Raw genomic sequence first — 13,764 nt, 5'->3', positions numbered from 1 at the left:
CATGCCAATCTTTCTGCCTCATCCTGCCTGCAACATCGCAATTGGGGGAGCATGACATGACCAATGACAACAAAAACTCGACCGCCGGTTTCGCCACCCGCGCCATCCACCACGCCTATAACCCGCAAGACAACGAGGGCGCGCTGACGCCGCCTTTGCATCTAACCTCAACCTTTGCGTTCGAAACCGCAGAAGCAGGTGGTGAGATGTTTGCCGGCGACCGTGCCGGTCACATCTACAGCCGAATTTCCAACCCGACCTGTGATCTGCTGGAAAAGCGAATCGCCACGCTGGAAGGGGCAGAGGCCGGTCTGGCGCTGGCTTCGGGCATGGGGGCGATCACCGCGGCGCTTTGGACGCTGCTGAGCCCCGGTGATGAGGTCATCGTGGACAAGACGCTTTACGGCTGCACCTTTGCCTTCATGCAGCACGGTCTGACCAAATTTGGCGTCACCATCACCCATTGCGACATGACCGACCCCGACAATCTGGTCGAGGCGATCAGTGACAAGACCCGTGTGGTCTACTTTGAAACGCCGGCAAACCCCAACATGCGTCTGGTGGATATCGAAGCGATTTCGACCATCGCCCATGAGCAGGGCGCTACCGTGATTGTCGACAACACCTATGCCACCCCCTACCTGACCCGCCCGATCGAAAAAGGTGCGGATCTGGTGCTGCACTCGGCGACCAAATACCTGGGCGGGCATGGCGATGTGGTGGCCGGTCTGATGGTCGGCTCGGCCGAGGTGATCCAAGAGGTGCGTCTGGTCGGCATGAAGGATATGACCGGCGCGGTGATGTCACCGTTCAATGCCATGCTGATCCTGCGCGGGTTGAAAACGCTGGCGCTGCGGATGGACCGCCATTGCAGCAACGCCGATGTGGTGGCCGATTGGCTGGAAGCGCAGCCCGAGGTGCTGAAGGTCTATTACCCCGGCCTGCAAAGCTATGAACAGCACGGTCTGGCCAAACGTCAAATGGATCAGCCCGGCGCGATGATTGCTTTTGAACTGGCCGGAGGGCTGGAGGCGGGCCGCAGCATGATGAACCGGTTGGAGATGATCCAGCGTGCCGTGTCGCTGGGCGATGCGGAGACCTTGATCCAGCACCCCGCCTCGATGACCCATTCCACCTACACCCCGGAGGAGCGCGCCGAACACGGTATCTCGGACGGGTTGATCCGCCTTTCGGTGGGTCTGGAAGAGGTGGCCGATATTCTGGCCGATCTGGATCAGGCCCTGCCCCGCGGGACCGAAGCGCTGGCGGCGGAGTAAGCCCTAACCAAGCGGCGGCGTGCGCGCCACGCCGCCCTTCACCCGCCGCAACGGGATCGAGGATTGGATCGAGGACACCCCCGGCACTTTGGTCAGGCGTTCGACCAACACCTGTTCAAATTCTTTGAGGCCGGTGGTGACAATCCTCAGCAGGTAGTCGCGATCGCCGGTCATCAGCCAGCAATCCACCACCTCAGGCATGGCGCTGACGGCGCGCTCAAACCGCGCCAAAGCGTCATCCACCTGCCGGTCCAGCTGTACTGAGACAAAGACCGAAAACTCATAGCCAAGCGCGGCCTCATCAATCAGGGCGGCATAACCGGTGATAATCCCCTCCTGTTCCAGCCGTTTGATCCGGCGGGCCACAGGGGTTGGGCTCAGTCCGACACGGTCTGACAGCTCCTGCACCGAAAGCCGCCCTTCACGGCCCAATATCTGAAGGATTTGAATATCAAACGGATCAAGAGTAGCGGGAATCGACATCTATATGGGCTTTCATGGCTGAAACCTTCAACATGAACGGAAATTACGCTGCAATTCGCCGAATAACAACATCACAACGGTGGTAAGCTGGCGCAAAGCGCCACGCGCCCCACCAAGCGGCCCACCGAACACGTCAAGTGGGCAGCCCCTCGGGAGGACCAAAATGACCCAGACCACCACACTCGACAGCCAGCACATCACGCATCTGAAAACGCTGGAGCAGCGCCTTTTGTGGCTGTCCCATTGGATGATCCACCACGCCAACCACATCCGACCCAAAGAGGATGGGATCAAGATCGGCGGCCATCAGGCCTCGTCCGCCTCGATGGTGTCGATCATGACGGCGCTCTATTTCTCAGCTCTGAAGCCCGAGGATCGGGTGGCGGTAAAACCCCACGCCTCTCCTATTTTCCATGCGATGCAATACCTGATGGGGCAGCAGACCCGCGAGAAGATGGAAAATTTCCGCGGTTTCGGCGGGGTGCAGAGCTACCCCAGCCGAACCAAAGACATCGACGATGTGGACTTCTCCACCGGCTCCGTCGGCTTGGGGGTTGCGATCACCTCGTTCGCCTCTATGGTGCAGGATTACATCGAGGCCAAGACCTGGGGCGCAGGCCTGCCGCTGGGCCGGATGGTTGCGCTGGTCGGTGACGCCGAACTGGACGAAGGCAATGTCTATGAAACCCTGCAGGAGGGGTGGAAAAACGACCTGCGCAATTGCTGGTGGGTGATCGATTATAACCGCCAGTCGCTGGACGGCATCGTGCGCGAAGGCTTGTTTGAGCGGGTTGAGAAGATCTTTGACGCTTTTGGCTGGGATGTGGTGCGGGTGAAATACGGTGCGCTGCAACAGGCGGCCTTTGCCGAACCGGGCGGCGCGGCGCTGCGCGACTGGATCGACACTTGCCCCAATCAGGACTACTCGGCGCTGACCTTCATGGGTGGCGCGGTCTGGCGCAAACGGCTGCTGGATGATCTGGGCGACCAGGGGGAAGTCACCGCGCTGATCGAACGGCGCAGCGATGACGAACTGGCCGCGCTGATGGAAAACCTTGGCGGCAACTGTGTGGCCACCATGGCGGAAACCTTTGCCAGCATCGACCACGACCGCCCCACCTGTTTTCTGGCCTACACGGTCAAAGGCTGGGGCACACCGATTGCAGGCCACAAGGACAACCACGGCGGTCTGATGAACAAGACCCAAATGAAGGCCTGGCAGGCCCATATGGGTGTGGCCGAGGGTCAGGAGTGGGAGCCTTTTGCGACCGTCGCGGATGCAAAGGCTTTGCAAAAATTCCTTGGCGACGTGCCGTTTTTCGCCAAAGGCCCGCGCCGTTACACGGACGCCCAGCTGCCGGTGCCACCGGTTGCGATCTCATCCGAGAAAGACATTTCCACTCAGGCCGCCTTTGGCAAGGTGCTGGATGATCTGTCCAAGGGCGACAGCGCGCTGGCGGAACGGATTGTGACCACCTCGCCGGATGTAACGGGGACCACCAACCTTGGCCCATGGGTCAACCGGCGCAAACTCTTTGCCCGGGAAGAACAGGCGGATGCTTTCATCGAGCATCGCATCCCCTCCACCGCCAAGTGGGAGTTCACGCCGAAAGGCCAGCATATCGAACTGGGTATCGCCGAGATGAACCTGTTCCTGCTCTTGGGGGCTGCGGGGTTGAGCCACAGTCTGTTTGGCAAACGTCTGATCCCCATCGGCACGGTCTATGATCCCTTTGTCTGCCGCGGCCTCGATGCGCTGAACTACGCCTGTTATCAGGACGCCCGCTTCATGATCGTCGGCACCCCCTCCGGCGTGACGCTGGCCCCTGAAGGCGGCGCGCATCAGTCGATCGGCACCCCGCTGATCGGCATGTCGCAGGACGGTTTGGCCGCCTTTGAACCGGCCTTTGCGGATGAGCTGGCGGTAATCATGGAATGGGCCTTTGACTATCTCCAGCGCGATGGTGAGGGCGATCCTTGTGAACGCACCTGGCTGCGCGATGAGACCGGCGGCTCGGTCTATCTGCGGCTGACCACCAACCCGATCGAACAGCCCGGCAAACGCGCCGATGAGGACTTCCGCCAAGGCGCCATCGACGGCGCCTATTGGCTGAAGAAACCCGGGCCGAACTGTGAGGTTGTGATCGCCTATCAAGGCGCCGTTGCACCCGAGGCGATCAAAGCGGCGGGGATCATTGGCGAAGGCCGCCGTGATGTGGGTGTGCTGGCCGTAACCTCGGCCGACCGTTTGAATGCGGGCTGGACCGCTGCGCAGCGCGCCCGTGCGCGTGGCAACACAAAGGCCGTCAGCCATATCGAACGGCTGATGTCTGCCCTGCCCCGCCACTGCAAACTGGTGACCGCAATTGACGGCCATCCCGCCACCCTGGCCTGGCTGGGCGGGGTCGAGGGCCATCAGACCGTGTCACTGGGGGTCGAACATTTCGGCCAGACCGGCACCATCGGCGACCTCTACCGCCACCACGGTATCGACGCCGCCTCCATCGCCGAAAAAGTCCGCGGTCTCACCGCCGGCCGCCCCATTCCGGTGCGGTGAGGTTGTTTGGTAGCCAAGACATCGAACGGCTATCGAGGATTAAACAAACAATAGCCCCCGAAGAGACTTCGGGGGCTATTGTTCGTTTTGCGGCCTTTCTAGGAATTCATCGTCACTGAAACTTCAAGCGCTCTCCCAAAACCCTCGTTCAAATGGAGCGAAGGCGTAACCCGCTCCTTCTTCAAGCCCGAAAGCATCCAACGCTTCAAAGAACGCCACTTCCGCAGAATCGCCGTCGCCCTCAATTGGCCCAAATTTCCGTCCGGCTCGAATGCCAAACGCCATAAAGTAGTCAACCGATCCGGCCCACGTTTCGTAGTTAAGGAAGATCCAGTCGCAGTCTGAAACTCCCAATCCATTAAGGTACTTGGCGCATTCTCTAAATGACACGTCCATATTTGGGGTTAAAATTCCGCATCCCAAAAATGGATCAGTAATCTCGCGAGACACGTGCCCTCTGTGGCACAAAGATGGGTCAACTTGCTTTTCTTTTATGAAAAAGCCAGAAAATGAATAGGCCATGGTGGTTTTCGCCGTCTCATTAAAACGCAGCTCGGCGCAACTCAGGAATGCAGGCGTCGCTTAATCATCCCTTATAAGCTATGCCAAGACTCAAATCCAACCTCTCACAACGGAACAAAAAATGCCGCAGTCCCGTTTTCGGATCTGCGGCAATCTCTTTCTGCCCTTAAGAGCTCAAACGCTCCCCCGTCACTCCGCTGCCGCTTTTTTGATGTCGGTGGGCTGGTAGTTCAGCACTGGCGACAGCCAGCGTTCGACCTCTTCCAGCGCCATGCCTTTGCGGTTTGCGTAGTCTTCGACCTGATCGCGCTCCACCTTGGCGACCCCGAAGTAGTAGCTTTCGGGTGAGGCGATATAGAGGCCCGAGACCGAGGCGCCGGGCCACATGGCGTAGCTGTCAGTCAGCTCAACCCCGGTGGCTTTGGTGGCATCCAAGAGCTCAAACAACGTCGCTTTTTCGGTGTGGTCGGGCTGTGCCGGGTAGCCCGGGGCGGGGCGGATGCCGTCATAGGCTTCTTTGATCAGCTCGTGATTGGCGAAATCCTCGGCCGCCGCATAGCCCCAGAGTTCCTTGCGGACCTTTTCATGCATCCGCTCGGCAAAGGCTTCGGCGAAACGGTCGGCCAGCGCTTTGACCATGATCGAGGAGTAATCGTCGTTCTTACCTGCGAAAGCCTCGGCGATTTTTTCTTCCTCAGCCCCGGCGGTGACGACAAAGCCGCCCAAATAATCCGCTGTGCCTTTGGGCGCGACGAAGTCTGACAGGGCCACATTGGGCCGCCCAGCGCGTTTGGCGCTTTGCTGGCGCAGGGTGTGGAACGTGGCCAGTTCTACGCTGCGGCTGTCGTCCTGCCACAGCTGGATGTCATCGCCCAGCGCATTGGCGGGCCAGAAGCCGACGACCGCACGCGGGTGGAACCAGTTTTCATCGATGATGCGTTTCAGCATGTCCTGCGCATCTGCAAAAAGCTGACGCGCAGCCTCCCCCTGTTTTTCATCCTCCAGGATACGCGGGTAAACGCCGCGCATTTCCCAGGTCTGGAAGAAGGGCGTCCAGTCGATATATTCCGCCAGTTCTGCCAGATCCCAACCGTCAAAGGTCTGGGTGCCTAGGAAGCTGGGCGTGGTCGCCTGATAGCTGGTCCAGTCAACCTGATAGGCATTGGCGCGCGCGGTCTCGACGCTGATGCGTTTCTTCGCCAGTTCGGCGCGGGCGTGCTTTTCAGCAACGGTGGCGTATTCCGCGCGGATATCGTCGATATAGGTGACCTTCTGCTCATCACTCAGCAAAGACGACACAACCCCCACAGCGCGCGAGGCATCAGTCACATAAACCGCCTGCGCCGTGTCGAGGTTCGGGTGGATCTTCACCGCTGTATGCACCTTGGAGGTGGTGGCGCCACCGATCAGCAGGGGCTGTTCCATCCCTTCGCGCTGCATTTCGGTGGCGACATGCACCATCTCATCAAGCGACGGTGTGATCAGACCGGAGAGGCCAATGATATCGACGTTTTCGTCCCGCGCGACCTGCAGGATCTTTTCAGCAGGCACCATCACCCCAAGGTCGATGATTTCGTAGTTGTTACAGGCCAGCACCACGCCCACGATGTTCTTGCCGATATCATGCACGTCGCCCTTCACGGTGGCCATCAGCACCTTGCCGGCACTTTCGGCGGCACCGTCTTTTTCGGCGTCCATATAGGGCAGCAGTACCGCGACAGCCTGTTTCATCACCCGGGCGGATTTCACCACCTGCGGCAGGAACATCTTGCCAGCGCCAAAGAGATCGCCCACCACGTTCATCCCCGCCATCAGCGGGCCTTCGATCACATGTAGAGGACGTTCGGCGTTTTGGCGGGCCTCTTCGGTGTCTTCATCGATATATTCGGTGATCCCGTTCACCAGCGCATGTTCCAGACGTTTTTCAACGCTCCATTCGCGCCAGGTCAGATCCTTCTCTTTGCCTTTACTGCCCCCCTGCCCGCGGAAACGCTCGGCAATCTCCAGCATCCGCTCGGTGGCATCAGCACGGCGGTTCATCACCACGTCTTCACAGGCTTCGCGCAGCTCGGGGTCGATCTGGTCGTAAACGGCCAGCTGACCGGCATTGACGATCCCCATGTCCACACCGGCCTGAATACCGTGGTAGAGGAAGACCGAGTGCATTGCTTCGCGTACCAGCTCATTGCCCCGGAAGCTGAACGACAGGTTCGAAATCCCGCCAGAGATATGCACATGCGGCAGATCGGTGGTGATCCGGCGGGAAGCCTCGATGAAGTCCACACCGTAGTTGTCGTGTTCCTCGATCCCGGTGGCCACAGCAAAGACGTTGGGGTCAAAGATGATATCTTCCGGCGGGAAGCCCACTTGCTGGGTCAGGATCTCATAGGCGCGGGTACAGATTTCAACCTTGCGGTCTTCGGTATCGGCTTGTCCAACCTCATCAAAGGCCATGACCACCACAGCGGCCCCATAGGCCCGACACAGACGCGCCTGTTCGATAAACTGTGCCTCGCCCTCTTTCATCGAGATCGAGTTTACAATCGCCTTGCCCTGCACACATTGCAGGCCGGCCTCAATCACCTCCCATTTGGAGCTGTCGATCATCAGTGGCACACGGGCGATATCCGGCTCCGAGGCAATGAGGTTCAGGAACTCCACCATCGCCGCCTTGGAGTCGATCAGACCCTCATCCATGTTCACATCAATAATTTGCGCACCGTTTTCCACCTGTTGACGGGCCACATCCAGCGCGGTGGCATAATCCCCGTTGGTAATCAGCTTACGGAACTTGGCAGAGCCGGTGACATTGGTCCGCTCCCCCACGTTCACAAAAGGAATGTCGTCGCTTAGGACAAAGGGCTCCAGCCCCGACAGGCGCATCTTGGGTGCAACGCTGGGCACGACGCGTGGGGTAATGTCAGCCACCGCCTGCGCAATGGCGCGGATGTGGTCATAGGTGGAGCCACAGCAGCCCCCGACCACATTCACCAGCCCCTCACGGGCAAAGCCTGCCACCTGTTCGGCCATCTCTTCGGGTGTTTCGTCATATTCGCCCATCTCATTGGGCAGACCCGCGTTGGGGTAGGCACAGGTCAGGGTGTCCGCGACATTAGAGATCTCGGCAATATGGGCGCGCATCGCATTGGCGCCCAGCGCACAGTTAAGGCCAATGGTCAGCGGTTGCGCGTGCCGCACCGAATGCCAGAAAGCAGTGGGCGTCTGACCCGACAGGGTGCGCCCCGACAGATCGGTGATCGTGCCGGAAATCATCACAGGTGACCGCATCCCACGTTCTACAAACACCTGCTCACAGGCAAAGATCGCGGCCTTAGCGTTCAGCGTGTCAAAGATCGTCTCGATCAACAGAATATCGGAGCCGCCTTCCAGCAGACCGCGGGCCTGTTGGGAATAGGCTTCAACCAGTTCATCAAAAGTCACGGCGCGGTAGCCGGGGTTGTTCACATCCGGCTGATCGACGCGGTGCGGTTGGTCGGCCCTAACGCGCCCGCAACATAGCGTTTGCGGCCATCCTCTTTCTCTGCCCGGTCCATCGCGATACGAGCCAGACGTGCGCCTTCGATGTTGATCGCATCCACCAGCCCCTGCTGATCGTAATCTGCCTGCGCAATGGTGGTGCCGGAGAAGGTGTTGGTTTCCACAATATCCGCGCCGACCATCGCGTAGTTGTAGTGGATCTCCTCCACCAGATCGGGGCGGGTCAGGTTCAACAGATCGTTGTTGCCCTTCAGCGGTTTGTCACTGTGAATATGCGCGTGACAGCTACAGCCCGGTCCGTGACCGGAATGATCCCCGTTAAAGTCATCTTCGACCAGTCCAAGCTTCTGGATCTGGGTGCCCATTGCGCCGTCCAACACAAGGATCCGCTCTTTGGCGGCTGCTTCGAGTTCGGCAAAAACGGGGGAAAGCGGGAGGGAGGCAACAGACATACGGGCACCATGTAGTTCTTATGAGGTTGCGCCTATGTAGGCGCTCCGACTTCATAAGCCCAATTCATAATAATCATGATTTACATGAGGGCCATTCAAGTTGTCGCAATCAGACTGTCGTTTCTGCCGCCTGATGTGTCCGTTTTGATCCACTTCCCTGTGCGGCCTCACGGGATGCTGAAGGCCGGAAAACGACCGGAATGCACATGACTGACCCTAACACCCGTGGCTTTTGCCTCTGTCGCGCAACCACTTGGGAATACAGCGGCACCCCAACCTGGCAGTGCTTCTGCCACTGCGATGATTGCCGCCGCAACTGTGCCGCACCCGTGGTGGCCTGGATTGGCGTTCCCTTGCGAAATTTCCGCTGGACAGGGGCAAATCCCAAGACCTTGGAAAGCTCCCCACGGGTTTTCCGCCACTTCTGCTCCGATTGCGGATCACCTATGGGGTTTGAAGCGGACCACTACGCCGGTGGCATGCACCTTTACGCCGGCTCCATGGAACAGCCAGAGCACTTCCGGCCCGCCTTCCACGTCAACTACCAGTCCAGACTGCCCTGGCTGGAGATGACAGACACCCTGCCTAAATATGACGGCACGCTACAACACGCCCCCGAGGACCTGAGCGCCTACGACTAAGGCCGTGCTTGCTTCGCACCCCTCTATTCCGCAACCTGTAGGGCAAGACAGGAGCCGCCAATGCCAGAGATCGCCCATTCCGCCGCCGCCATGATTTCCGGCATGGAACCACAGCTGCGGGACGGGGCCTATGTCTTTGCAAGCCTCACGGACGCCGCGCTGGCTACAAAACTGCAGGCTGAGGCCATTGCCAGCTTTCGCGAGGACGAAGGCATTTCGCTGATCCTGCCGCTCTCTGTTGCCGATGCGGCCGATCTGGATGGGTCGCAGCCGATGGCCTGTATCACCCTGAACGTCTACTCCTCGCTTAATGGGGTGGGTCTGACAGCCGCGGTGTCCGGCGCCCTCGGGGCAAGTGACATTCCGTGTAATATTGTCACCGCCTGCCATCATGACCATGTGTTTGTCCCCTTGCCCGACAAGACCCGCGCATTGACCGCGCTGCAGACCCTGCAATCCAGCGCATCAGTCTGAAGTCAGCCCGCCCCACCCCTGGTGCACGCCCTTTTGCGAATAATTCTCATTTTTATTCGCGCCGCTATTGCGAATAGTTCTCAATTTCATTATCAACCCCTCAACGCAACAGAACAGGACCGGAGTCCGTTATGTCGAAGTCTCTTTTCACTGGTGCATTGATCGCAGCCGTTTTGGCCTCTCCCGCGATGGCAGAGAAAATGAAGGTGGTTACCACTTTCACCGTGTTGTCTGATATGGCGCAGAATGTGGCTGGCGATGCGGCCGAGGTGGTCTCGATCACCAAACCAGGCGCAGAAATCCACGGCTACCAGCCTACCCCACAGGATATTGTCCGCGCCTATGACGCCGATCTGGTGCTTTGGAATGGGCTCAATCTGGAACTGTGGTTTGAACAGTTCATCAACAATCTGGGTGACAAGCCTTCGGTTACGCTGACCGACGGGATTGAGCCAATTGCCATTGCCAGCGGTTCCTACGAAGGCAAGGCCAACCCGCACGCCTGGATGGGTCTGGACAATGCCCTTGTCTATATCGACAACATCGCCGCCGCCTTTGGCACCCATGACCCTGATAACGCAGAGGTCTACCTGACCAACGCCGCCACCTATAAGGACGCGCTGCGCGCCACTATCGAGCCGCTGCGCGACACGCTGGCACAGATTCCCGAAGACAAACGCTGGCTGGTGTCCTGCGAGGGCGCTTTCAGCTATCTGTCCAAAGATCTGGGCCTGCAGGAACTTTACCTGTGGCCGATGAACGCCGACCAAACCGGCACCCCGCAACAGGTGCGCAAGGTGATCGACGGCGTGCGCGCCAACAATATCTCAGCCGTGTTCTGCGAAAGCACCGTGAACAACGATCCGGCCAAGCAGGTCGCCCGTGAAACCGGTGCCACCTATGGCGGAATGCTCTATGTTGACAGCCTGAGTGAAGCAGACGGCCCCGTACCAACCTATCTGGATCTGCTGCGCGTCACCTCGGAAACCATCGTGGCGGGTCTGACCGCCGAGATGAACTAAGACACGTAAGACACAGAAAATGAAAGATCATATGCTCCTGCCGTTTTCCTCTGACATGACAGAATTCACCGCCGAGGATGGCCCCGGCGGGGGCATATGCGCCAGCGAGGTCACTGTGACCTATCGCAACGGCCACACCGCCTTGCATGACGCCACCTTCGCCATCCCGCGCGGCACCGTTACCGCGCTGGTTGGGGTCAACGGCGCCGGCAAATCAACGCTGTTCAAGGCGATCATGGGTTTTGTGCCCGCCGCCAAAGGCGAAATCCGCCTGTTGGGCCGCACGGTGAAACAGGCGCTGAAGGAAAACCTTGTGGCCTATGTCCCCCAGTCCGAAGAGGTCGACTGGGCCTTCCCTGTATTGGTGGAGGATGTGGTGATGATGGGGCGCTACGGCCACATGGGCCTGCTGCGCCGCCCCCGTCAGGCCGATCACGCGGCGGTGGATCAAGCCCTGAAACGCGTCAACATGCAGGACTTCCGCAAACGCCAGATTGGTGAGTTGTCCGGGGGTCAGCGCAAACGGGTGTTTCTGGCCCGCGCTCTGGCGCAGGACGGCAAGGTGATCCTGCTGGATGAGCCGTTCACCGGCGTTGACGTCAAAACCGAAGATCAGATCATCGGCCTTTTGCGCGAGCTGCGCGATGAGGGCCGGGTGATGCTGGTGTCGACGCACAACCTTGGGTCGGTGCCCGAGTTCTGTGACCGCACCGTATTGGTCAAAGGCACCGTGCTGGACTACGGCCCAACCGAAACCACCTTTACCCATGACAACCTCAAACGCGCCTTTGGCGGTGTGCTGCGCCAGTTCACCCTGGGCGGTGAACAACTGCACGACGATGACGACCCTCGTCAGATCTCGATCCTGACCGATGATGAGCGGCCCTTTGTGCAATATGGCGACAAGACCCATAAGACGGATGAAGAGGAATGAGCCTGCTGCTTGAGCCCTTCACCTATGCCTATATGACCAACGCCATGTGGGTGTCCGCGCTTGTGGGTGGGGTCTGTGCCTTCCTGTCGGCCTATCTGATGCTGAAAGGCTGGTCGCTGATCGGCGATGCCCTGTCCCATTCGGTGGTGCCCGGCGTTGTGGGGGCCTATGCCCTTGGCCTGCCCTTCGCGCTGGGAGCTTTCATTGCTGGCGGTCTGGCAGCAGGCGCAATGCTGTTTCTGTCGGACCGGTCGGGCCTGAAAATTGACGTGATCATCGGGCTGATCTTCACCAGTTTCTTTGGGCTGGGGCTGTTCCTGGTGTCGCTCAATCCGGCCTCGATCAATCTGCAGACCATTACGATGGGCAACATTCTGGCCATCACCCCCGAAGACACGTTGCAACTGGCGATCATCGGCTGTGTGTCTCTGGCGGTGTTGCTGGTGAAATGGAAGGACCTGATGGTCACCTTCTTTGACGAAAACCACGCCCGGTCCATCGGATTGAACCCGTCGGCTCTGAAGGCGGTGTTCTTTATCCTGCTGTCGGCTTCGGTTGTGGCGGCGATGCAGACCGTGGGGGCCTTTCTGGTGATCGCCATGGTGGTGACGCCGGGGGCGACGGCCTATCTGCTGTGTGACCGGTTCCCGCGCCTGATCGTGACCTCGGTTGCCATTGGGGTGCTGACCTCCTTCTTTGGGGCCTATGTCAGCTATTTCCTGGATGGGGCGACAGGTGGTGTGATTGTAACTTTGCAAACGCTGATCTTCCTGGCCGCCTTTGTCTTTGCCCCGAAACACGGGCTGTTGGCCGCCAAGGCCAAGGCCCGCGCGGCGCTGCGTTCTGGCGCTGCTTTGGATGAGGAGGCAATCTGATGGACCAGTTGCTGTTCCCGTTTATTTTCCCCTTCATGCAGAACGCCTTTTGGATCTGCGCCATTGTTGCGGTGCCCACCGCCCTGTTGAGCTGTTTCCTTGTCCTTAAGGGCTGGGCCCTGATGGGGGATGCTATCAGCCATGCGGTTCTGCCCGGCATTGTGCTGGCCTATATCGTGGGCATCCCGTTGATCATTGGGGCTTTTCTGGCCGGCATGGGCTGTGCGGTGGCCACCGGCTACCTGTCGGAAAACAGCCGCGTGAAGCAGGATACGGTGATGGGCGTGGTCTTCTCCGGCATGTTTGGGGTGGGCATCTTGCTCTACACTTCGATCGAGACAAACGCCCACCTCGACCATATCCTGTTTGGCAACATTCTGGGCGTCGGGGCGCAAGATCTGTGGACCGCGGGCATCATTGCTGTGCTGACCACGGTGGCGTTGGTGCTAAAGTGGAAAGACCTGATGCTGCACGCGTTCGATCCGGCGCAGGCCAAAGCGGCGGGGCTGAACGTGCAGGTGCTGCACTATGGGCTGCTGACCATCTTGAGCCTTGTGATTGTTGCCACCCTCAGCGCCACCGGCTTGATCCTGGCCATCGGCCTGCTGATTGCACCGGGTGCCATCGCCTTCTTGCTGGTGAGGCGGTTTGGGGCCATGCTGGCGGTGGCCTCTGTGGTGAACCTGCTGGCGATGCTGGGCGGCACCTACCTGAGCTTCTTCATCGACAGTGCGCCGGCACCGACGATCATCCTGATCCTGACGATTGTCTTCATCATTGCGCTGGTGCGCCGCAGGGTGCTGGACAGCCGCCATCAAACCCAAGCCTGATCTGTTCACAGTCGATAACCGTACCGAGAAACCGGCGCTGCAATTGCAGGCCGGTTTCTTCTTGGCTCCATGCGAGGCCATAGACACCCAAGAGATGTGAGCCGCCGCCAATCCCCAACCCATAGCTCAAAAAAACACCGTAATTTCGCGGGTTTTTCTGGACAGAGCATTTAAGAGCGGCAAACATCGTCGTTAAGAA

10 protein-coding genes and 1 pseudogene are annotated in these 13,764 nt (G+C 59.2%); 8 read left to right on the top strand and 3 right to left on the bottom strand.

The annotated features are described in order from the left end of the window. Nucleotides 1-56: 56 nt before the first annotated feature. Nucleotides 57-1,277, top strand: coding sequence for a methionine gamma-lyase (locus SIC14_RS14935; RefSeq protein ID WP_412562712.1), 1,221 nt, complete (start codon nucleotides 57-59; stop codon nucleotides 1,275-1,277). Nucleotides 1,278-1,280: 3 nt separating this feature from the next. On the opposite strand, the gene SIC14_RS14930 is transcribed toward SIC14_RS14935, so the two are convergent. Beyond that, a complete protein-coding gene (locus tag SIC14_RS14930; protein ID WP_412562711.1) occupies nucleotides 1,281-1,760 on the bottom strand; it encodes an Lrp/AsnC family transcriptional regulator in 480 nt (159 codons plus the stop codon). Nucleotides 1,761-1,923: 163 nt separating this feature from the next. On the opposite strand from SIC14_RS14930, the gene SIC14_RS14925 reads away from it, so the two are divergent. Further along, on the top strand, nucleotides 1,924-4,317 hold the full coding sequence (locus SIC14_RS14925) for a transketolase (protein WP_412562710.1): 2,394 nt from the start codon (nucleotides 1,924-1,926) through the stop codon (nucleotides 4,315-4,317). A 123-nt stretch (nucleotides 4,318-4,440) separates the two neighbouring features. Here the strand turns inward: SIC14_RS14925 and SIC14_RS14920 are convergent, their stop codons facing one another. Together SIC14_RS14920 and metH are read right to left on the bottom strand one after the other, a co-directional pair. Then, nucleotides 4,441-4,839, bottom strand: coding sequence for a hypothetical protein (locus SIC14_RS14920; RefSeq protein WP_412562709.1), 399 nt, complete (start codon nucleotides 4,837-4,839; stop codon nucleotides 4,441-4,443). A gap of 189 nt (nucleotides 4,840-5,028) precedes the next feature. Further along, nucleotides 5,029-8,789 (bottom strand): annotated as a pseudogene (gene metH, locus SIC14_RS14915) (methionine synthase). Between the two features lie 206 nt (nucleotides 8,790-8,995). On the opposite strand from metH, the gene SIC14_RS14910 reads away from it, so the two are divergent. The 6 genes from SIC14_RS14910 to SIC14_RS14885 all read left to right on the top strand — a co-directional run bounded on the left by SIC14_RS14910 (nucleotide 8,996) and on the right by SIC14_RS14885 (nucleotide 13,565). After that, nucleotides 8,996-9,430, top strand: a complete 435-nt coding sequence (locus tag SIC14_RS14910) for a GFA family protein (RefSeq protein WP_412562708.1) — start codon at nucleotides 8,996-8,998, stop codon at nucleotides 9,428-9,430. A gap of 60 nt (nucleotides 9,431-9,490) precedes the next feature. Continuing rightward, the gene (locus SIC14_RS14905) at nucleotides 9,491-9,904 is read left to right on the top strand and encodes an ACT domain-containing protein (protein WP_412562707.1); all 414 of its coding nucleotides are present in this window, start codon (nucleotides 9,491-9,493) and stop codon (nucleotides 9,902-9,904) included. 131 nt (nucleotides 9,905-10,035) lie between these two features. Then, nucleotides 10,036-10,926, top strand: a complete 891-nt coding sequence (locus tag SIC14_RS14900; protein WP_412562706.1) for a metal ABC transporter substrate-binding protein — start codon at nucleotides 10,036-10,038, stop codon at nucleotides 10,924-10,926. 55 nt (nucleotides 10,927-10,981) lie between these two features. Next, nucleotides 10,982-11,860 (top strand): manganese/iron ABC transporter ATP-binding protein, encoded by an 879-nt coding sequence (locus tag SIC14_RS14895; protein WP_412565876.1) that lies wholly within the window; start codon nucleotides 10,982-10,984, stop codon nucleotides 11,858-11,860. Continuing rightward, nucleotides 11,857-12,735, top strand: a complete 879-nt coding sequence (locus SIC14_RS14890) for a metal ABC transporter permease (RefSeq protein WP_412562705.1) — start codon at nucleotides 11,857-11,859, stop codon at nucleotides 12,733-12,735. The genes SIC14_RS14895 and SIC14_RS14890 overlap by 4 nt, the downstream gene beginning before the upstream one ends. Then, entirely contained in the window at nucleotides 12,735-13,565 is an 831-nt protein-coding gene (locus tag SIC14_RS14885) for a metal ABC transporter permease (RefSeq protein ID WP_412562704.1), read from the top strand. The genes SIC14_RS14890 and SIC14_RS14885 overlap by 1 nt, the downstream gene beginning before the upstream one ends. Nucleotides 13,566-13,764 lie beyond the last annotated feature (199 nt).

It is taken from the genome of Thalassobius sp. MITS945101 (assembly GCF_047123305.1).
In the GTDB taxonomy this organism is placed as follows: Bacteria; Pseudomonadota; Alphaproteobacteria; order Rhodobacterales; family Rhodobacteraceae; genus Thalassobius.
Note: the sequence above shows the minus strand (reverse complement) of the source record. Positions and strands in the feature narration are given on the sequence as shown.

Coding starts and splice junctions, on each gene's coding strand:
- SIC14_RS14935 (WP_412562712.1), top strand. CDS start 57: ATGACCAATGACAACAAAAACTCGACCGCCGGTTTCGCCACCCGCGCC.
- SIC14_RS14930 (WP_412562711.1), bottom strand. CDS start 1,760: ATGTCGATTCCCGCTACTCTTGATCCGTTTGATATTCAAATCCTTCAG.
- SIC14_RS14925 (WP_412562710.1), top strand. CDS start 1,924: ATGACCCAGACCACCACACTCGACAGCCAGCACATCACGCATCTGAAA.
- SIC14_RS14920 (WP_412562709.1), bottom strand. CDS start 4,839: ATGGCCTATTCATTTTCTGGCTTTTTCATAAAAGAAAAGCAAGTTGAC.
- SIC14_RS14910 (WP_412562708.1), top strand. CDS start 8,996: ATGACTGACCCTAACACCCGTGGCTTTTGCCTCTGTCGCGCAACCACT.
- SIC14_RS14905 (WP_412562707.1), top strand. CDS start 9,491: ATGCCAGAGATCGCCCATTCCGCCGCCGCCATGATTTCCGGCATGGAA.
- SIC14_RS14900 (WP_412562706.1), top strand. CDS start 10,036: ATGTCGAAGTCTCTTTTCACTGGTGCATTGATCGCAGCCGTTTTGGCC.
- SIC14_RS14895 (WP_412565876.1), top strand. CDS start 10,982: ATGACAGAATTCACCGCCGAGGATGGCCCCGGCGGGGGCATATGCGCC.
- SIC14_RS14890 (WP_412562705.1), top strand. CDS start 11,857: ATGAGCCTGCTGCTTGAGCCCTTCACCTATGCCTATATGACCAACGCC.
- SIC14_RS14885 (WP_412562704.1), top strand. CDS start 12,735: ATGGACCAGTTGCTGTTCCCGTTTATTTTCCCCTTCATGCAGAACGCC.